The sequence below is a fragment of the Rudaea sp. genome, assembly GCF_057139185.1.
Genome location: NZ_DBNHDN010000030.1, coordinates 65,230 through 85,411, shown reverse-complemented (window position 1 = coordinate 85,411; position 20,182 = coordinate 65,230). Strand labels below are relative to the sequence as shown.

Genomic DNA, 20,182 nt, shown 5'->3' with positions numbered 1-20,182 from the left:
TGTTCGCTTGACAACCGGCGGGAAATCTCCACATTTCCCGTATCGCGCAATTATAGCGCCTGGGTCCGATTCCTGAAACGCCGCGCGCAGCGACTTGCCCGATCACAGGGATCCCGGCGGAATCGGGCCAGCGCCTTGGGACTTCCTTCATGACCAGCCTTTCCCGCATCGCCCTGCCCGCCGCGCAGATCGTCGAACTCGCAGGCGCCGACGCGATCGCGTTTGCGCAGGCGCAGTTCTCCAGCAATCTCGCCGAACTCGAGAACGGCCATTGGCAATGGTCGGCCTGGCTGTCGGCGCAGGGACGCGTGCGCGCATTCTTCCACTTGCTGCGCGACGATGACGAGCATCTGCGATTGATCCTGCGCGGCACCTCGGCCGCCGGCATGCGCGACGCACTCGCTCGCTACGTGCTGCGCGCGAAAGCGACCCTGCGCGCGATCGAACCGGACCACACATTCGTCGAAATCCGGCTCGGAACAGGCAGCCGCCCCGGCCCGCAACAGCCATGGCGGATCGAATACCACGACGGGAGCAGCGCCATCACTCTGCCGGGCACGCCGCAGCGTCGATTGATCCTCGGCAATGCCGACGAAGCGGCCATCGCCGCGGATGCGTCGCAAGCAGCGCGCAACAAGAATACGCTGGCCGACATCGCTGCCGGGATCGTCAGCCTCGCCCCGACGCTCGAGGACAAGCTGCTGCCCGCGTGGATCGGACTCGATGCGCTGGCCGCAACGAGCACCAACAAGGGCTGCTACCCAGGTCAGGAAATCGTCGCGCGCCTGCATTTCAAGGGCGGCAACAAGCGCCGCCTGCATCGCATTCGCTTCGCCGCGGCACAGCTTCCCGAACCCGGAACACCGCTGGGCGACGGCGGGCTCGTCATCTGCTCCGCGCGCATCAATGGCGAGCAAGCCGCCGCACTGGCCGTGCTCGACGAACACGCCGCGAGCTCGGCTGGCGGCCTTGTTATGCCCGGAATATCCCTGCTCGAAGTCGAGCGCGTCGACGTCGCGGTAAAAAATTAAACTAATTGCAAAATATACTTGTTTATTTTATATATAAAGATACTTTGCATATAATTGGTCTTTCTATCATTTTATCTTTTGCTTAATCCATTCTGAACACGCTTGTTCAGGCTTCTGCATTCTTAACATTTGCGCGTTGTGTGCAACGCACAAATCGAATATAGTGCACAACTGAATCTCCGCGCTGTCCAGACTCTTCGGACGCGCGCGCTCCGGCACCGCAGAAGGCATCCCGGAGCAGTGGAATCGAACGATTCCGCACACTCCGCCGTTTGAGCGCGCGATTTCTCGCCGCCTGCTCACGGTGGAACAACATCCCGCTCGAAATTCCGCTTGGCGCGCACTGGTTTCGCGACGCGGAATTGCGGTAACGAATTTTTTGTTGTCGTGAAGTGCATCCATGAAACTTTCCCTGCTGCTCTGGCTCGCCTCGATCCTGCCGCAACCCGTGGCCGATCGCGCCTGTCTTGCCGGCACGATCTATCTCGAAGCGCGCAGCGAACCGCTGGCTGGGCAGCTCGCGGTCGCCGAGGTCGCGCTGCGCCGCGCCGACAGCGGCCAATGGGGCAATTCGGTTTGCTCGGTGCTGACCGCTCCCGGTCAGTTCGCATTCTCGATCACGCCGCGCAGCTACGTGCTCGGTGAAGCCGATGCGCTGCAACGCTCCTGGGCGATAGCGAATATCGCGATGGCGAACTGGTCGCTGCCGTCCGATTTGCGCTATTCGGTCGTGCCCAGGGCCGATCATTTCTACGCAACCAACACGCCGATGCCCGACTGGGCACGCGGCTATCCGCTCGCGCGCATCGGCGACCACAGTTTCTATCGCGTGGACTGACCTGCGCCTGCCGCCGCGCCGAGGCGCGTCGACGCCACCCCACACCAATCGCCCCGCCCATCCGGCAGGCGAATGCGAGCGTACCTGGACTCTCCGGCTTGCACGCTGACCGGGATACATAGCCGACCCATCCGCAACCGACCGCACCGGCGACTTGGCGGGTGAAAAAAAAACCGGGCAAGCTCGCGCCTGCCCGGCCATTTGCGGCGATGTGTCCGCGTGCTAGCGCATCAACTCGAGACGCCCGTCATTGCGCCCGCCACGGATAACCACGCGATCGCCGATGCGGAAGCCCGGGTTGTCGTACTGGCCGACCCAGGCCTCGTGGCCGTCGTCGAGCTCCACGTAGAAGCGCCAGGCGTAGCCGGACGCCGCGCGCGCGTTGTTCGACTCGACCGAGTTGCCGACCACCGCGCCGCCGACCGCACCGACTGCCGTCGTTGCCGCACGACCGCTGCCGCGGCCAAACTGGTTGCCGATCAGGCCGCCGATGATCGCGCCGAGGATGGCGCCGCCGCCGGTGGTCTGCTGGTCCACGCGCACCTGCTCGATCCGCCGGATCGTGCCGCAGGTGCGGCAAACGCCGTTGTCGCGCCGGTCGTAATAGCCGTTGCCCTGGTTGTAGCCGGCCGGGTCACGGTACACCACGCGCTCGCGCGGCGGCGGCGCAACGCAGGCCTGGAGGCCAAACAGCGCGACGAGCGCCAACACAATGAGTCCGCGATGCTTGAACATGATCAAATTCTCCGACTGGGATTCGCGCAACGATTATCCATATTGCCTGGCGATTCTGCGAGTGAACATGTGAACATTCGCGGAATTTCCAATCCGCGAACCACGATGCGAATCCGCATGCCGGATTCCCTCAGGCCGGGTTAGCATTCATCCTATCGCTCAAACGGACGACAGGGGAAAACGATGACAGCCGCGCGATCGAACCAGCTCAGCGAACGTATCCGCAATCTCGACGCGATCGGCGCGACGCGCAAGCTCGAAACGGCAGCCGATGCCGACATCGCCGCGGCGCTCGCCGAACTGCGCCCCGGCCAGGCGGTCGACATCCTGCAACACTTCACCCCGGTGCGACGCGATGCCATCGCCGCCGCCACGCCCGGCGGCGAAGGTGAACTGTGGCTGGCGCGCATGCGCTACCCCGCATCGACGGTTGGCCGCCTGATGGAATGGACCGCACAACCGCTCAGTCCTGCAACCACGGTTCAGGAAGCGATCGATTCGCTGCGCGATACGGTCAAGACCCGCCTGGTCACCTATCTCTACGTCGTCGACGGCACCGCGCGATTGATCGGTGTGGTGACGTTCCGCGAGATGCTGTATGCCACGCGCACGCAAACGCTGGGCGAAATCATGGTGCGCAATCCGTTCTCGCTGGGTCCGGATACGCAGTTGGTCGAGGCGATGCGCGAGGTGGTCACCCGCCACTACCCGGTCTACCCGGTCTGCGATGCCGACGGCAGGCTCGTTGGCCAGGTGCGCGGCCAGGTATTGTTCGAGGAACAGGCATTCGAGATCAGCGCGCAAGCCGGTGAAATGGTCGGCGTCGAGAGGGAGGAACGCACGACCACACCCTGGCAGCGCGCGATCAAGCTGCGTCATCCCTGGCTGCAGGTGAATCTGCTCACCGCGTTTGTCGCCGCCGCGGTGGTCGGCTATTTCCAGAACGCGATCAATGCAATCGTCCTCCTCGCCGTGTTCCTGCCCGTGGTATCGAGCCAGTGCAGCAACGCAGGCTGCCAGACGCTCGCTGTCACCTTGCGCGGCATGACCTTGAACGAGCTGCGCCCTGGGCGCGCGGGCAAGCTGCTGGCGAAGGAAGCCTGGGTCGGCTTTCTCAATGGCCTGCTCGTCGGCGTCGTCGCCGCGATCGGCATGTACGTGATCGCAAGTTTGCAGCACAACGCGCAGGCGCTGCCGCTTGCGCTGATCACGCTGGTCGCAACGGCCCTGTCCAGCGTCGCCAGCGGCGTCGCCGGCGCCGGCGTGCCGATGCTGCTCAAGCGCTCCGGCGCCGATCCGGCAATGGCCTCGAGCATCTTCCTGACCACCGCGACCGATGTGGTCAGCATGGGCCTGTTTCTCGGCATGGCGCAGTGGATGCTGCTCTGAACGGTGCGGTCAGCGATGAGCGGTGAGCAGAAAATTCGAGAACCACATGGGAACGGCGTGTCGGCCCTGACCGCTCACCGCCCGGCGCGCGCCGCCCGCCCGCTGCTGATCGACAGCCACTCGCATGTCGACGTCTCCGAGTTCGACGCGGATCGCGCGCAAGTGCTCGCACGCGCGCGCGCGGCGGGTGTGTCCCGGCAAGTCGTACCGGCGATCGCGTTGGTGGGTTTCGACCAGCTGCGCGATGTGTGCCGGGACGAGAGCGGGCTCTACCCCGCCTATGGCCTGCATCCCATGTATCTGGCCGACCACCGACCGGAACATCTGGACGCTCTGCGCGCATGGATCGAGCGCGAGCGCCCGGTCGCGGTTGGCGAATGCGGGCTCGACTTCTTCGTCGATGGGCTGGATGCCGAAACGCAACGATTCTACTTCCGCAACCAACTCGAACTGGCGCGCGACTTCGACCTGCCGGTAATCCTGCACGCGCGCCGCGCGCTCGACGAGGTGATCGCCGCACTGCGCGGCATCGGCAATGCGCGCGGCGTCGTGCACAGTTTTTCCGGCAGCGAGGAGCAGGCACGGCAGCTGTGGAAGCTCGGCTTCTGCATCGGCCTCGGCGGCCCGGTTACCTACGAGCGCGCACGTCGCCTGCGCGGCATCGCCGCGACGATGCCGCTGGAATTCCTGCTGCTGGAAACCGATTCGCCCGACCAGCCGTTGCTCGGTCATCAGGGCCGGCGCAACGAGCCCGCGCTGCTGCGTGAGGTTTGCGAATGCATCGCCGCGCTGCGCGGCGTGGCCGGCGAGGAAATCGCCAGCGCGACGACACGCAATGCCGAACGCCTGTTTCAGCTGCCTGCCTAGGCGCGCGACGGCGATTTCGTGCCGAGGATTTTCCCGATCACGCGTGCCACCGCGACGAAAGCGAACGTGCCGGTCACGTGGGTTGCCGCGCCGAGCCCCCCCGAGCAGTCGAGCTTGAGCGCGCCCTCGCCCGACATGCGCGTCTTGCACACGCTGCCGTCGGCCTGCGGATAGTTCGCGTTCTCGCGCGAGAACACCGCCAGCACGCCGAAGTAGCGTTTGGGATTGCGCGTCCAGCCATAGTCGTCGCGCAGCCTCTGGCGCACCAGCGCGAGCATCGCATCGTGCTCGGTCTTCGACAGGTCGCGCGTAGTGACGAGCGTCGGATCGATGCGTCCTCCGGCCGAGCCGGAGACGACGACCGGAATCTTGCGCCGTTTGCAGAACGCGATCATTTCGACCTTGATATTGAGCGAGTCGCAGGCATCGAGCACTGCGTCGAACGGCTCACCATGCGCGCTGTGCGCAGGATATGACTCGCGCTCGCCGCCGCCGAGCAATTGCCACAAATTGGACGAGGTGAGGAAATCCGCGATCGCATGCACCTTGATCGCCGGATTGATCGCGCGCGCGCGTTGCGCCATCACTTCGACCTTCGCCTTGCCGTACTCGCCGTCGAGCGCGTGCAGTTGGCGGTTGGTGTTCGACACGCAGACGTCGTCCGCGTCGATCAGCGTCAGCTCGCCGACGCCCGCGCGCGCCAGTGCCTCGACCGCCCACGAGCCGACGCCGCCGATGCCGACCACACACACGTGCGCCCGCGCGAGCCGCGCTGCCGCGCCCGCGCCGTAGAGCCTGTCGATGCCTGCGAAACGCTCGTTTTTCATGTTCTATTAAAAAGTGCGGCCATGGATGGCTGCTTTGTGATCTTCGTGATCAGGGATGGTCGTTATAATAACTGGATGAAAAACGCCATTCTCTTGCTCCTCGGACTTTTCATCGGCGCCGTCGGCGCGAACATCGTCGGCAATGCGCTGCGCGCTCGCGACGCCTACGCACGTGGCACGATGGACGTGATGCAGCATCACTACGGCTCGCTGCGCGAGAACCTGCGCGCAAAGCAGTGCAATGCGACGAAGACGGCATTTGCACTTGCCCAGCTGCGTGCGCTGAGCAACGAGATCGAGCCGGCCGTGTATCCGGACTCGACGCCCGAATCGGCGTTCCGCGAATTCAGCTCGCGGCTGCGCGATGCGCTCGACACGGGTATTGCCACTGCACCTGCCGATTGCGCTGCCCTCGCGCCAATCGCCGAGAAGGTCGGCAAGGTGTGCGACGAATGCCATCAGCAGTATCGCTGATCGCACAAAGACAAAGATAAATCGAATGCCGGCTACGCCGGCATGGTTTCAAGCGGGCAACGGAATAAACTCCGTTTCGCCCGGCACTTGGCCGAAGCGCCGCGCCGCCCAGTCCTGCCGGGCCTGCTCGATGCGCTCGCGCCTGCTCGACACGAAATTCCAGTTGAGATGGCGTTCGCCGTCCAGCGGCGCGCCGCCGAAGAACACCGCATGGCCACCGTTCGGCGCGACGATCTCGACCTCCGCCCCCTCAGCGAGCACCGCCATGCTTTGCGCTGCGATCGGTTCGCCGCCGACAACGAGGTCGGCATCGACGGCGTAAACGCCGCGTTCTGCATATTCAGCAGGCAAAACGAATCGGCCGCCCGCGCCGAACCCGGCGGCGAGATAGAACATCGGCGCGAAGATGCGCACCGGCGAATGCAGGCCGAGCGCGTCGCCGACGACGAGGCGCAGGCGCACGCCGTCGCGCTCGATCACCGGCAGGCTCGCGACCGGATGATGGTGGAATTCGGGCTCGATTTCTTCTGCCGATTTCGGCAGCGCGACCCAGATCTGGATGCCATGCAGCTTCTGCCCGGAAGCGCGTTCGGCATCGGGCGTGCGCTCGGAGTGGACGATGCCGCGGCCGGCGGTCATCCAGTTGACGTCGCCGGGACGGATGTCCTGCACGCTGCCGAGCGAATCGCGATGGCGAATCGCTCCGTCGAACAGATACGTCACCGTGGCCAGGCCGATATGCGGATGCGGGCGCACGTCCATGCCCTGCCCCGGTTTCATTTCCACCGGCCCCACATGATCGAAGAACACGAAAGGGCCGATGTGACGCGCATCGATGTGCGGCAACACGCGACGCACGACGAAACCGTCGCCGAGGTCGTGGACGCGGCCGTCGATCAGGTGGGAAATGGAGCTATTCATGGTGCTGCGAATCCAGCGGTTAACACTGTCGACAGTGTAGCCTTCGCATCGTTCCAAGTGCGGAACGCTGCGTTCGCGCCGCGCCGGCTGGTTTCGCCGTGCCGAGGGCATATATTCGCGCCGTCGAAAACTTTCGGAGCGCATCATGGCCAGCGTCAACCCCGTTTCTCATCCCGAAATCCATCGCCAGGTGACGCGCATTGTGCGCGGCCTGCCGACCAGCGACGGCGCTGGCGTCAAGCTCACGCGCGTGATCGGCCAGCCGGCGCTGGACATGCTCGACCCGTTCCTCATGCTCGATGAATTCCGCTCGGACTCGGGCGCGGACTACATCGCCGGCTTCCCTGAACATCCGCACCGCGGTTTCGAGACCGTGACCTATATGCTCGCCGGGCGCATGCGCCACGGCGACAACCAAGGCAACTCGGGTTTGCTCACGCCGGGCAGCGTGCAGTGGATGACGGCCGGCCGCGGCATCGTCCACTCGGAAATGCCGGAACAAGAGGACGGGTTGATGCAGGGTTTCCAGCTCTGGGTCAACCTGCCGGCCAAGGACAAGATGATCGCACCGCGTTATCAGGACATCGCCCACGAGCGCATTCCCGAAGTGCAACTCGCGCCGGGCGTGATGGCGCGCGTGCTCGTCGGCGAACAAGCCGGCGTGCGTGGGCCGGTCGACAACGTCGCCACGGATCCGCTGTATCTGGATCTGCGCCTCGATGCAGGCGCATCGGCCGAAGTCGACATCCCGGCCGGACACAACGGCTTCGTCTACGTCTACGAAGGTCAGGCCAAGGTCGGCGACGGCGCGGCGAGCGGCTTGCTGCGCGGCGATCTCGGCGTGCTCAGCCGCAGTGGCGACAAGGTGCGCATCGAAGCGCCCGCGGTGGCGCGGGCCATCCTCGTCGCCGGCCGGCCGCTCAACGAGCCGGTCGCCAAGTACGGCCCGTTCGTGATGAATACACAGCAGCAGATCATCCAGGCGGTCGAGGATTTTCGCGCGGGCCGCTTCTGAAAAACAGCGAGGAAGTGGCGTCACCCGTCGCAGGCGTGCTTCTAGAACGTTCCTGTAATCGTTTTCATCGGCAAATAAAAACGCCCCGGCGAAAGCTCGTTCGCCGGGGCGCGGAAGTTAGTTGGCTCTGAAGAAAATCAGGCGGGAGCGACTTCGTCCGCCTGCAGGCCCTTCTGGCCCTGAACGACCTTGAAGCTGACCTTCTGGCCTTCCTGCAGGGTACGGAAACCGGTACCGGTGATCGCGCGGAAATGCACGAACACATCCGGGCCGTTTTCACGGCTGATGAATCCGAAACCCTTGCTGTCGTTGAACCACTTGACGGTACCTACCTCACGATCCGACATAAAAACTCCACAAAACTTGAAAGACAAATCCGCAAGCGCAACACGAGCGGACGACTTACTGGAATGCAGGAAGCTCGAGGTTGACGATGTAGCGATCGAAGGACCAGCGTACGCGGACTTCAGGATTCGCCGGTCACAACTCACAACAGCCATGCAGACACAGTGCTTTGAGCATAACTCAAAATTTACAAAAAGTGAGTGCGTGCCGACATCAAATTTAAAAAATGCCTGGTATCGGGAACATTGGCGGGCCGACCCGGTAAGGCGTTTCGTTCGCCACCGGTCCGAGAGCACACCAACGGCAAAGCCCGAATACGCGGAACGAAATCGTCCCTACGGCTTTGTGCGAAAATCAGGGGTTCATGCCGCGCATCCAGCAAGGCACCTCCGGCGCACCGCATTCCCCGATGGATTCCACCGATCACCCGGCTCCGGCGTATTTGAATCTGCTCGAACCGGCCGGTCTCGTCACACAGTTCCTCGCCTACCCGCCCGAGGATTTTTCCACCGGCGCCACCCAAGACGGCGCGCCCTGGTTCGTCGCCCGGTTCGACCTGCTCACGACGATGGAGCCGGAGGCGAAGCGGCGCATCACCACGCTGCCGCTGCATCGCTGGTGGGGCGAATGGCTGAAGCCACTGACCTGTTTCGTTGGCACCACGGTCACCGAGTACACGCCGCTGCCGGCGCAGGTGGATGGGCGGGCACTGGTGGCGCGGATCAAGGCACGGCATGCGCACGACTACGCCTTCCTGATCATCAAGGACATCCCGCAAGATTCGCCGCTGCTGGCCGCGGACGACAATGCGGCATCGAAAGCATTGGCCGACGCTAGCCGCGAGAACGGTTTCGTCCTGCTCGAAGGTCAGGCGCTGGCCTATGTGGCCATCGACTTCGCCTCGACCGACGAATACCTCGCGCGGCTTTCTTCGGGTCGGCGCAAGGACATCCGCCGCAAACTGCGCAGCGCCGCCGAACTGGAGTTCGAAACCGTAGCCACGGGCGATGCGCGCTTCGCCGACCCCACCGTGCGCGCGGAGTACTATTCGCTTTTCCTCAATGTATACAATCAGAGCGAGATCCACTTCGACCTGCTCACGGCCGACTACTTCAACGCCATCCTGCAGGACGCCCGCAGCGGCGGCATCCTCTTCGTCTACCGCCACGCGGGCCGCATGATCGGCTTCAACCTGTGCTATGTCTGCGCCGGCAACCTCGTCGACAAGTACGTCGGTTTCGTCTATCCGCAGGCCCGCGACCTCAACCTGTATTTCATCAGTTGGATGCGCAACCTCGACTACGCGCTGCAACACGGCCTCAGGCACTACATCGCCGGCTGGACCGACCCCGAGATCAAACGTTATCTCGGCGCGAAATTCACCTTCACGCGGCACGCCGTACACGTGCGCAACCCGTTGCTGCGCGCGATCCTGCGCCGGTTCTCGGGCGCGTTCGAAAGCGATCGCGCTGCGCTGGAAGGCAAGTCACCGTGAGCCTGCTCCCGGTCATCCTCGATTTCGACCGATCGGTCGGCAACTTGCCGGACGCACTCACGATCGACCTTGCCGGCTGGCAAGAGGCAATCCGCTTCGGCTGCTCCAATCACCGCATGGACGAACTCGCACGCGTGCTCGACGCCGAGCTGCCCGCGGACTACGGCACCGTATTCATGGGCAGCGGTGACTTTCACCACCTGAGCTGGCCGTTGATCCGGCGCCTGCGCGACAAGGGACCGTTCCAGGTCGTCGTGTTCGACAACCACCCGGACAACATGCGTTTCCCGTTCGGCATCCACTGCGGTTCGTGGGTGCGCCGCGTCGCCGCGCTGCCATTCGTCAGCCACGTGCACGTGCTCGGCATCACCTCGAACGACGTGGGCACCGCGCACAGTTGGGAGAATTACCTGAGGCCGCTGTACGCCGGCAAGCTGACCAACTGGTGTATGGATGTCGACGTGCGTTGGGCCACACGCATCGGTATCGGCCGTGCGTTCAAGGTGTTCGCCACGCCCGACACTCTGATCGATGCCTTCCTCGCCACCCTGGGTTCGTCACCCGCCCCTACGTATCTGACGATCGACAAGGACGCGCTGAGCCCCGAAACCGCGCGCACCAACTGGGACCAGGGTCGCCTGCTTGAAGCCCACGTGAACGCGGTCATCGACACGCTCGCAGGCCGACTCGTCGGCAGCGACATCAACGGCGAAGTCTCCGCCTACGCCTACTCGACACCCTGGAAGCGCTGGTTGAGCCGCGCCGACGGCCAGAGCCCCGTTCCGGAGGACCAACTCGCGGTCTGGCAGCAACAGCAGCGCGCGCTCAATCGGCGACTGTTGGCTCGCCTTCGTCGTTGATCGCGCCCGCATGGAAACGCTTCGAAATCCTCACACACCTCACCGCGGATGCGGGTGAACTGACATTCACCTGACACAAACCGCGGTTAGATTTTGCCGGTAAAGTTTTCCTACGTGCAGCGCCGAGGGCTCATGCAGTGGATCGGGTCACGCCCATAAATGGAATTTTTTTTCTAATGTACACAATGTTGCAATGCAAATTGCAATAGCGTTCGCTGGTGCCTATGCTCGCTCGGCCTGACCGGCGCGCACCACACGCTGTCTCCTTTTTTTCGTCGTTGCGATTTTTTCCTAGCGGAGATTCGTTCATGTGCCACTACCGTATTCTGACCTTGTGCAGCACACTCGCCCTGTCTTGCGTTCTTGCTACGGCCGCAAGCGCAACCGAAGCCGCCGCCACAGCGGCCGACGCAAATGCCGCCGTTCCGGATCCGCAGACCGCTCCGGCCGATGCGTCCACCAAGACGACGCAGAACATGGCGTCGGTCATCGTCACCGGCCGCGCCGGCGTCGATGCCCGCACCAAGGAACAGACCAGCTATTCGATCACGACGATCGGCGAGGACAAGCTGCGCCTGCAGGCACCGACCAGCGTGACCGAATCGCTGAAGTCGGTGCCGGGCTTCTGGGTCGAGGCATCGGGCGGTGAAGCGAGCGGCAACGTCCGTGCGCGAGGCATCCCCGTCGACGGCTTCGGCTCGATCACGCTGCTCGAGGACGGCCTGCCGGTCGATCATGACCCCTCGCTCGGCTATCTCAACGGTGACCAGGCGTTCCGTCTCGACGAAACCATCGACGGCCTCGAAGTCGTGCGCGGCGGCCCGTCGTCTCTGTTTTATTCGAACGCGCCGGCCGGCGCAGTCAACTACATCCCGCGCCAGGTCGGCGAGGAAGCCTCGGGCCTGTTCAAGTACACGGTCGGGGACTACGGCCTCAACCGCGGCGACTTCTGGTTCGGTACACCGCTCGGCGACGGCTGGAAACTCGCGCTCGGCGGCTACTACCGCCAGGACGACGGCGTGCGCGAACCCGGCTACACCGCCGACCAGGGCGGCCAACTGCGTGCGACGATCTCGAAGGAATGGGAAACCGGAAAACTCAGCTTCGACTACAAGCGCATGGTCGACACCGTGTATTTCGACCTTGGCATTCCGATGCGTACCTATCCCGGCGGCAAGGTGCGCGCGGTACCCGGTTTCGACGGCAACTACGGCACGTTCGCCGGCCCCGAAACCAATCACGTGATGCTGACCGGACCGGACGGCAAGCCCTACTCCTACTCGAACGACACCGGCACGCAGGTGCATCGTTCACAGGCGACGTGGAAGTTCGAGCAGAGCATCACCGACAACATCAAGTTCACCGACGGCCTGCGCATCAACGACACGCACACTGTACGCAACGGCATGTTCCCGAACACGTTGTACTCGGGGCAGGGCCTGATCAACGCCGCGCTCGGGGCCAAACCCAATCCGCTGATGATCTACTCCGGTACGGCCGGACTGCAGCTGCGCTACGTCGATTCACCCTCGACGATCTTCGACCTGCTCAACCAGAACGGCAACGGCCTCGCGGTCATCGGCGGTCTGCGCAGCGTGACCTCGCCGACCCAGGAGTACATGAACGACGCACGTCTGTCGGCAAAGTTCGACTTCGCCGGCCAGCACGATTTCACCGTCGGCTGGTACATCGCGCACATCGATCTCAAGTTCGACCGCTATTCCTCGACCGTGCTGCTCGACGTCGAGAATAACGCGCGCCTGCTCAATCTCGTCGCCGTCGACGCCAGCGGCGCCGTCCTTGGCAACATCACCCAGAACGGCATCTACAAGAACGGCTACGAATGGGCCAATGCGGGTGGCAGCCAGAACAGCAACGCGCTGTACTTCTCCGACGAGTGGCAGCTCACCGACAGGCTGCGCCTCGACTATGGCGCACGTTACGAAAAAGTGGACTTCAACGGCACCAACGCGCTGAAGGCCCCGTACAATCTCGACGGCACGTTCACCAACTCCCAGGTGCTCAACGGCACCGGCGTGTTCAAGCCGTTCAGCCGCGACTTCGATCACACCGGCGGTACCATCGGCCTGAACTACCAATTCGACGAGCGCTCCGGTGTCTTCGCGCGCTGGACGTCGACCTACCGCCTGCCGAACCTGTCCGCCTACATCGACAACCCGAACGCGACTCCGCTGACGCAGACGATGGATCTCGGTGAATTCGGCTACAAATTCGCCAACCGCTGGGTCGAGTTCTACGGCACCTTCTTCTACACGAAGTACGACAACGTGGGCTTCTCCACGGTCAGTTTCGATCCGAACAATCCGAATGTCCCCGGCCCGAGCCAGACGGTCTTCGCCAGCACCAGGACCACCGGCCTGGAACTCGAAGGCGGTTTCTATCCCGTGGACTGGTTCGACGTGACATTCAACGCAACGATCGAAGATCCGAAGTACAAGAATTTCGCCGGCTATAGCGTCATCAACGGCAAGCCCACGGCATTCAACTTCAACGATCACCAACTCATTCGCGTACCGAAGAACAGCATCCGCATCGTGCCCGGTCTAAACCTGCTCGACGGCAAGCTGCGCCTTCAGTTCAGCGCCGAGTACGAAGGCAAACGTTACTCCGACACCGCCAACACCTTCGTGCTTCCCTCGTACAAGACCTACAACGCCAGCGCGAGCTACAAGGTCGACGATCGCTGGACCGTGTTCGGCTACGTTGACAACATCAACAACTCGCAGGGCCTGACCGAAGGCAATCCGCGTGCGGGCGAACTCGTCGCCAACAACCCGCTCGCCAACACCTTCCTCGCCCGCCCGCTGCTCGGTCGCGCCTATCGTCTGTCGGTGATGTACAAGTTCTGATCGGCACGGCCCTCGCAAGGGACAGCGTCGCCCCGGCACGGAGCCGGGGCCGAGGTACCAGCTACGGCAATGCCAGGCATGAAATGCAATCGAGAAACAACATCTGCAGCTTGGACCCCGGCAATCCTTGCCGGGGCGACGAGCCTCATCGCATCACTCTGCATCGTTTCGACAGGGCTGCTCGCGCAGCCATCGCGCGCAGCGAGCAGCCTCTGCAACCTCGCAACCACGAACGCCGCTCAAGCGGGCGACAAAGCCTGCGCGCGGGCCTGGATCGACACCAATCTGCGTTTGAACGACATGCAGGTGATCGGCACGCACAACAGCTACAAGCAGCACATGCCACCCGAGGAATTCGCCGCGCACCACGCGCTCGATGCGCACGGCGCGGACGGCCTCGACTACGGTCATCGCCCGCTCAACGAGCAGCTTGATCTCGGCATCCGTCAGCTCGAACTCGACGTCTGGGACGATCCGCAAGGCGCTCGCTGGCTGCACCCGCCGGGCGCAATGCGCAAGGGGTTTGCGTCGCCACCGTGGCCATCCGCACAAACCGCGCAAATGACCAAGCCGGGTTTCAAGGTCATGCATCTGGCCGACATCGATTTCCGCTCAAGTTGCATGACTTTCGTGGCCTGCCTGACGATCATACGCGACTGGTCTGCCGCGCATCCGCGGCATGTGCCGATCATGATTCTGATCAACGCCAAGGACGGGAAGCTCGGCCCCGGCTCGGTAGCCGCGCTCAAGTTCGACGAGGCCGCGTTCGACCGGCTCGATGCCGAGATCCGCAGCGTGTTCAAGCCGAAGCAATTGATCACGCCGGACGGCATCCAGGGCGCATTCCCGACGCTGCGCAACGCCGCGAGCGCCGGTCACTGGCCGACGCTCGGCCAGGCCCGCGGCCGCATCCTGTTCGCGCTCGACGAGAGCGACGACAAGATTGCGCTCTACCGGGGCGCACGCAAATCGCTGGAAGGTCGCGCGATGTTCGCCACGACCAGGGAAGATTCGCCTGCTGCTGGCTATATCACGCTGAATGACCCGCTTGCCGATCAGGAGCGCATCAAGACGGCCGTGGCGGCAGGCCTGCTCGTGCGCACGCGTGCTGACGCCGACACATTCGAGGCGCGGCGCAACGACACTGCGCGCCGCGAGGCTGCATTCGCGAGCGGCGCACAATTCGTTTCGACCGACTACTTCGAGCCCGACCCGCGCTTCGGTCCGTATCGGGTACGCTTCGACGACGGCGCGATCGCGCGCTGCAATCCGGTGCGTGCGGCGGCAAAATGTGCGGGCATTCCGATCGAGTAGCCGTTGTGGATCGATATCAAATGAAAATCATCGGCCTGCTACTGCCACTGTTGCTTTGCCTGTCGGCCCGCGCTGCCGACAAACCCGACCTGGCCCTGACCGGCAAGCTCGATGGCCGCGACAACCAGACCTACAAACTGGTGCCGTTCGACGTGCCGGCCGGTGTCGACCGCATCACCATCGACTTCGCCTACTCCGGTCGCGACGAGAAGACCACGATCGACCTCGGCCTGCTCGGCCCAGGCGGCTTCAGGAACAACGCATTCCGCGGCTGGAGTGGCGGCAACAAGAGCCGCTTCACCGTATCCGCGACTGACGCAACGCCGTCCTATATCGTCGGCCCGATCGCACCGGGCCGCTGGAACCTGCTGCTCGGCATCCCGAACATCCGCGAGAAGGCACACGCCGAATACACGGCAAAAGTATACTTTTCCAGAAATGGAAGGATTCCCGACCTGCTCGACGAGCCGTTGCGCGCCCAGGCCGGCTGGTACCGCGGCGACCTGCACATGCACGGCGCGCACAGCGACGGTTCGTGCACGCCGCAGAGCGGCAAGGGCAAGGTTCCTTGTCCGCTATTCGTGACCGCGCAGGCTGCAGCCGAACGCGGCCTCGATTTCATCGCGCTCTCCGACCACAACACGGTCTCGCAGGCCAATGCCGTACGCGAACTGCAGCCGTACTTCGATCGCCTGCTGCTGCTTGCGGGCCGCGAGCTGACGACGTTCACCGGTCACGCCAACCTGCTCGGCAGCTGGGTCCCGCTCGACTTTCGCGTCGGCTCGGCCGGTGTGCCCGACTGGAATACGCTGCTGCGCAACGCCGCACGGCTCGACGGCTTCGTCTCGATCAACCACCCGATCCGCCTCTCCGGCGAAATCTGCATGGGTTGCGGCTGGACCGCGAAACCCGAGGTCGACATGCGTCTGGTCCAGGCCATCGAAGTCGTCAACGGCAACGATGCCGACACGGCGATTTCGGGCATTCCGTTCTGGCAGGCGCAACTGGACAAGGGCTACCGCCTCACCGCGGTCGGCGGCAGCGACGATCACAACGCCAAGCAGTGGAGCGAAAGCCGCGGTGCCATCGGCATCGGTACGCCGACCACGGTCGTGCACGCCGCCAACCTTTCCCAGCACGCCCTGCTCGATGCGCTGCGTGCCGGCCATGCCTATGTCGATGTCTTCGGCAGCAAGGATCGCAGCCTCGAATTCACCGCCAAAGGCCCGGATTTCGATGCCGAGATGGGCGACGAGGTGAAGCTCGCGCAAAACACCAAGGCCGACTTCTCCCTCAAGGTCGCCAATGTCGGCGGCGGCAGCGTGGAAATCGTCATCGACGGCAGGATCGCCAACGTGATCGATCAGCCGAAGATCGCCGACGCTTCGCGGACCTTCGCCTTCACCTGGACCAGTGACGGCCACCGCCACTGGCTGCGCGCCGACGTGCGCGGCGCCGACGGCAAGCTCAGCCTGATAGGCAATCCGATCTACGTGAACCGGGTCGCGCCGGCGGCCTCGCCCTGATTGCGCAGCGCACCGCGACTTGCGCGGCGCAAGCCGCTACCATCGCGCGCATGACGCCAGCACACCCACCCGCCGTCACCAGGCGCAACAAGGCCGCGACGGCGAAGATGGCCGTGCGCCATGCCCCGACCGACCCGCGCTACACCGCGGCGGTGATCCCGACCACAATCCTCGCCGTGCTCGCGCAGCTCGCTGATGCCGAAGGTCTTGCGATCGAGCCCTGGCTCGCCGGGCTCGGCATCACGCGCGCGCAGATCGACGATGCTTCGGTGCGCGTGTCTTACCGGCAGGCGAGCACGATCATCAAGCGTGCGCTGCGCACGATCCCGCGCAGCGGCTTCGGCATCGAGGTCGGCGCGCACCAATCCAGCGGCACGTTCGGCATCATGGGCCTGGCGATGATGACCGCGCGCACCTTCGGCGAGGCGGTCGCGATCGGCATCGAGCACGCCGACATCACCGGCGCGCTGATGGACGTCGAAATGGAAACAGCAAACGCGCGCGAAGTCGCACTCGTGGCGCGACCGCGCTTTCCCGACGAAGAAATTCTCGTCTTTCTCTGCGAGGAGATGTTCGCGAGCACCTTGCAGCTCGCACGCAGCCTGGTCGGCCCGATGTTCAAGCCGGTGCGCCTCGATCTTACCTACCCGGCGCCGCCGCACGCCGCCGACTATCGCAAGCTGTTCGAGTGCGAGATCCGCTTCGGCGCGAACCGCAACCGCTTCGTGGTCGGCACGCAATGGCTGGCGGTACGCCTGCCGACGCACCATCCGGTCAGCGCGCAGCAGGCGCTCGCCATCTGCCGCGAGCAGGCCGCGCAGATCAAGCGCCAGAGCGAGATCGTCGCTTCGGTCGAGCGCATCCTGCGCCACCGCCTCGCCGAGCACCCGACGCTCGGAGACGTCGCTTCCAGTCTCAATCTTTCCGAACGCACGCTGCGCCGCCACCTCGCTGCCGCCGGCCGCGTCTATCGCGACATCCACGACCAGTTGCGCGCCGAACGCGCGCTGGAGCTGCTCAGCGCGGGCGCCTTGAGCATCGCCGACATCGGCAGCGAGGTCGGGTATTCCGACGCGCGCGAATTCCGCCGCGCGTTCAAGCGCTGGACCGGCGCGGCACCGACGGCGATGCGACACAGTGCGATCTGACGGCAGCACCGTGTGGCGGCCGTGGCTGCATCGGCCACTTTCCAATGGCCTGTTTGCCCCCCAAATCCAGCCCCCTTGCCCCTGTTCCAAACGTTTGTTTGGCGGCAAATTGACGCACCGCCCCCACATGGAGAATGCCGTGCGCAAGCTTGCCATTGTCGCCCTTTGTGCCCTTGCCGCCGGCTGTGGAAACGAACCACCTCCCCCGCCAAGTGACGCGGACACGGCTTTCGAAAAGAAGCTGCAGGAACAGTTCCTCGACGCCAAGCCCGGAACAGTCATCGAGATTCCACCCGGCAAGCATCCACTGCAACGCGTACTGACCCTGCGTGCCAACGGCGTCACCGTGCGCGGCGCGGGCTCCGACAAAAGCATACTATCGTTCAAGAACCAGATCTCCGGCCCCGAGGGCATGCTCGTCTACGCGAACGATTTCACGATCGAGCATCTCGCCATCGAGGATTCGAAGGGAGACGGACTGAAAGTCAACGACGGCGAAAACATCACGATCCGCGACGTGCGCGTCGAATGGACCGCCGGCCCGTCGAAAGACAACGGCGCCTATGCGATCTATCCGGTGAAATGCAAGAACGTGCTGGTCGAGGACTCGATCGCGATCGGTTCGCGTGACGCCGGGATCTACGTCGGCCAGTCACAGGACATCATCGTGCGGCGCAACCGCGCCGAGAAGAACGTCGCCGGCATCGAGATCGAGAACTCGATACGCGCCGACGTCTACGAGAACACCGCGACCGGGAACACCGGCGGCATCCTCGTCTTCAACATGCCCGATCTGACCCAGCACGGCGAGCATGCACGCGTGTTCAAGAACAAGGTCGTCGCCAACAACCTCGGCAACTTCGGCGCCAAGGGCACCGCGGTCGCAAGCGTACCCGCAGGCTCCGGCATCATCGTAACCTCGAACCCGAAGGTCGAGATCTTCGACAACGACATCGCCGACAACCGCACCGCGAACGTGATCATCGCCAGCTACTTCATCACCAACTTCGCCGACAAGAAGCCGAGCGAAGGCTATGATCCGTATCCGAAATCGATCTACATCCACGACAACCGCTTCTCCGGCGGCGGCGACGCTCCCGACGGCCTCGACTGGAAGGCGCTGAAAGTATCGATGTTCGGCATCAGCGGCCACTTCCCCGACGTGCTCTGGGACGGGTACGTCGACACCAAGGCACAGGTCAACGGCCAGTATCCGGCCGAACAGCGCATCTGCGTGAAGAACGGCGCGGTCGAGGTGCTCAACGTCGACGGGCCGAACAAGTTCAGCAATCCCAAGGTACTCAATGACGAAGTCCACTGCGAGCTGCCGCCGCTTGCTGCTGTCGAATTGAAGGGCAACACTTGATGTCATCGCTCACCCGATTCACGCGCATTTCTTCCGCGCTGGTCGCGCTCGCTGCCCTCGCCGGCTGCGCGCGCACGCCGCAACCAGTGCACTCGTTCGCCGAAGGCAAGCCGGAAAAGCTCAGCGACTGGCATCTGGTCGAGGCACACGACGGCCGGCTCGTGGCCAATACCGACGTCGTGCCCTACGATCTGAACACGCCGTTGTTCAGCGACTACGCGCACAAGTTCCGCACGGTGTGGCTGCCGAAAGGCACGACGGCGAAATACGATGCCGACGGGCCGTTCGACTTCCCGGTCGGCACGGTGCTGACGAAAACCTTCTTCTATCCGAAAAGCGGCGGCGAGGCGAAGGCGGTAGCGCGCACCTACGACACCTCGCGCGACTTCGCCGCCGGGGCGGCGGACGAAGCCCTCGATCTCGCCAAGGTGCGCCTGGTCGAAACGCGCATACTCGTACGCCGCGAGAAAGGCTGGGAGGCGATTCCCTACGTCTGGAACGCCGCGCAGACCGACGCCGAACTCGCGCGCACGGGCGATGCCATCCCGCTCGAACTCGTCGCCGACAACAACGAACGCGAAGCTTTCACCTACGTCGTGCCGAACGAGAACCAATGCGCCGGCTGCCACGTCGCCAACGTTGCGGCCAAGGCGATCGAGCCGCTCGGCCCACGCGCGCGGCACCTCAACAAGGACTACAGCTACGCCAGCGGCGCGGAAAACCAGCTCGCGCATTGGACCCGGCTCGGCCTTCTCGCCGGCTCACCCGATCCCGCGCGGGCGCCGCGCGACGCCGACTGGCACGATGCCAAGGCGCCCGTCGCCGACCGCGCGCGTGCGTACCTGGACATCAACTGCAGCATGTGTCACAGCCCGACCGGCCCGGCCAACACCACCGCGCTCGACCTGCGCAGCGCGAATGCCGACCTGCGCCGCCTCGGCGTATGCAAGCCGCCGGTCGCGGCCGGACGCGGCACGGGTGATCACCTGTTCGACATCGTGCCGGGCAAGCCCGACGATTCTATTCTGCTCTACCGCGTCACCTCGGACGAACCCGGTGTGATGATGCCCGAGATGGGCCGCAGCACCACGCACAAGGAAGGCGTTGCGCTGATCCGCGACTGGATCGCCGCCACGTCCGGAAACTGCGACGCCTGACAAT

At 64.1% G+C, this 20,182-nt stretch carries 18 protein-coding genes; 14 read left to right on the top strand and 4 right to left on the bottom strand.

All coding sequences use genetic code 11. The annotated features are described in order from the left end of the window. The first annotated feature begins 149 nt into the window (after positions 1-149). Positions 150-1,031 (top strand): CAF17-like 4Fe-4S cluster assembly/insertion protein YgfZ, encoded by an 882-nt coding sequence (ygfZ, locus tag AC16HO_RS10195; protein ID WP_395643520.1) that lies wholly within the window; start codon positions 150-152, stop codon positions 1,029-1,031. Between the two features lie 400 nt (positions 1,032-1,431). Next, positions 1,432-1,869 carry a cell wall hydrolase gene (locus tag AC16HO_RS10190; RefSeq protein WP_395643519.1) on the top strand — a complete coding sequence of 146 codons (438 nt, stop codon included), beginning with the start codon at positions 1,432-1,434 and terminating at the stop codon, positions 1,867-1,869. Positions 1,870-2,091: 222 nt separating this feature from the next. Here the strand turns inward: AC16HO_RS10190 and AC16HO_RS10185 are convergent, their stop codons facing one another. Next, positions 2,092-2,604 (bottom strand): outer membrane lipoprotein, encoded by a 513-nt coding sequence (locus AC16HO_RS10185; protein WP_395643518.1) that lies wholly within the window; start codon positions 2,602-2,604, stop codon positions 2,092-2,094. 183 nt (positions 2,605-2,787) lie between these two features. Between AC16HO_RS10185 and AC16HO_RS10180 the strand changes: the two genes are divergently transcribed. Next, positions 2,788-3,993, top strand: a complete 1,206-nt coding sequence (locus tag AC16HO_RS10180) for a magnesium transporter (RefSeq protein ID WP_395643517.1) — start codon at positions 2,788-2,790, stop codon at positions 3,991-3,993. Positions 3,994-4,050: 57 nt separating this feature from the next. Continuing rightward, the gene (locus AC16HO_RS10175) at positions 4,051-4,860 is read left to right on the top strand and encodes a TatD family hydrolase (RefSeq protein WP_395643516.1); all 810 of its coding nucleotides are present in this window, start codon (positions 4,051-4,053) and stop codon (positions 4,858-4,860) included. On the opposite strand, the gene tcdA is transcribed toward AC16HO_RS10175, so the two are convergent. Beyond that, positions 4,857-5,687: a tRNA cyclic N6-threonylcarbamoyladenosine(37) synthase TcdA gene (tcdA, locus tag AC16HO_RS10170; RefSeq protein ID WP_395643515.1), complete on the bottom strand. Its 831-nt coding sequence runs from the start codon at positions 5,685-5,687 to the stop codon at positions 4,857-4,859. The genes AC16HO_RS10175 and tcdA overlap by 4 nt on opposite strands. Before the next feature lie 75 nt (positions 5,688-5,762). On the opposite strand from tcdA, the gene AC16HO_RS10165 reads away from it, so the two are divergent. After that, positions 5,763-6,161 carry a cytochrome C gene (locus AC16HO_RS10165; protein WP_395643514.1) on the top strand — a complete coding sequence of 133 codons (399 nt, stop codon included), beginning with the start codon at positions 5,763-5,765 and terminating at the stop codon, positions 6,159-6,161. Between the two features lie 48 nt (positions 6,162-6,209). Here the strand turns inward: AC16HO_RS10165 and AC16HO_RS10160 are convergent, their stop codons facing one another. Further along, a complete protein-coding gene (locus AC16HO_RS10160; protein WP_395643513.1) occupies positions 6,210-7,082 on the bottom strand; it encodes a pirin family protein in 873 nt (290 codons plus the stop codon). A 145-nt stretch (positions 7,083-7,227) separates the two neighbouring features. Here AC16HO_RS10160 and AC16HO_RS10155 point away from each other — a divergent pair, with 145 nt between their 5' ends. Continuing rightward, complete coding sequence (locus AC16HO_RS10155) at positions 7,228-8,097, top strand: pirin family protein (RefSeq protein WP_395643512.1); 870 nt, start codon at positions 7,228-7,230, stop codon at positions 8,095-8,097. 137 nt (positions 8,098-8,234) lie between these two features. Here AC16HO_RS10155 and AC16HO_RS10150 read toward each other — a convergent pair whose 3' ends face one another. Then, positions 8,235-8,444: a cold-shock protein gene (locus AC16HO_RS10150; RefSeq protein WP_018974731.1), complete on the bottom strand. Its 210-nt coding sequence runs from the start codon at positions 8,442-8,444 to the stop codon at positions 8,235-8,237. 407 nt (positions 8,445-8,851) lie between these two features. Here AC16HO_RS10150 and AC16HO_RS10145 point away from each other — a divergent pair, with 407 nt between their 5' ends. The 8 genes from AC16HO_RS10145 (at position 8,852) to AC16HO_RS10110 (ending at position 20,178) form a co-directional block, all read left to right on the top strand. Next, complete coding sequence (locus tag AC16HO_RS10145; protein WP_395643511.1) at positions 8,852-9,937, top strand: GNAT family N-acetyltransferase; 1,086 nt, start codon at positions 8,852-8,854, stop codon at positions 9,935-9,937. Further along, complete coding sequence (locus tag AC16HO_RS10140) at positions 9,934-10,797, top strand: arginase family protein (protein WP_395643510.1); 864 nt, start codon at positions 9,934-9,936, stop codon at positions 10,795-10,797. The genes AC16HO_RS10145 and AC16HO_RS10140 overlap by 4 nt, the downstream gene beginning before the upstream one ends. Before the next feature lie 308 nt (positions 10,798-11,105). Further along, positions 11,106-13,667, top strand: a complete 2,562-nt coding sequence (locus AC16HO_RS10135) for a TonB-dependent receptor (protein WP_395643509.1) — start codon at positions 11,106-11,108, stop codon at positions 13,665-13,667. Between the two features lie 291 nt (positions 13,668-13,958). Beyond that, positions 13,959-14,981 (top strand): phosphatidylinositol-specific phospholipase C1-like protein, encoded by a 1,023-nt coding sequence (locus AC16HO_RS10130; RefSeq protein WP_395643508.1) that lies wholly within the window; start codon positions 13,959-13,961, stop codon positions 14,979-14,981. Positions 14,982-15,001: 20 nt separating this feature from the next. Next, the gene (locus tag AC16HO_RS10125; protein WP_395643507.1) at positions 15,002-16,507 is read left to right on the top strand and encodes a CehA/McbA family metallohydrolase; all 1,506 of its coding nucleotides are present in this window, start codon (positions 15,002-15,004) and stop codon (positions 16,505-16,507) included. 50 nt (positions 16,508-16,557) lie between these two features. Beyond that, positions 16,558-17,655, top strand: coding sequence for an AraC family transcriptional regulator (locus AC16HO_RS10120; protein ID WP_395643506.1), 1,098 nt, complete (start codon positions 16,558-16,560; stop codon positions 17,653-17,655). A gap of 139 nt (positions 17,656-17,794) precedes the next feature. After that, positions 17,795-19,021 (top strand): parallel beta-helix domain-containing protein, encoded by a 1,227-nt coding sequence (locus AC16HO_RS10115; protein WP_395643505.1) that lies wholly within the window; start codon positions 17,795-17,797, stop codon positions 19,019-19,021. Next, the gene (locus AC16HO_RS10110; protein WP_395643504.1) at positions 19,021-20,178 is read left to right on the top strand and encodes an SO2930 family diheme c-type cytochrome; all 1,158 of its coding nucleotides are present in this window, start codon (positions 19,021-19,023) and stop codon (positions 20,176-20,178) included. The genes AC16HO_RS10115 and AC16HO_RS10110 overlap by 1 nt, the downstream gene beginning before the upstream one ends. Positions 20,179-20,182: the final 4 nt, after the last annotated feature.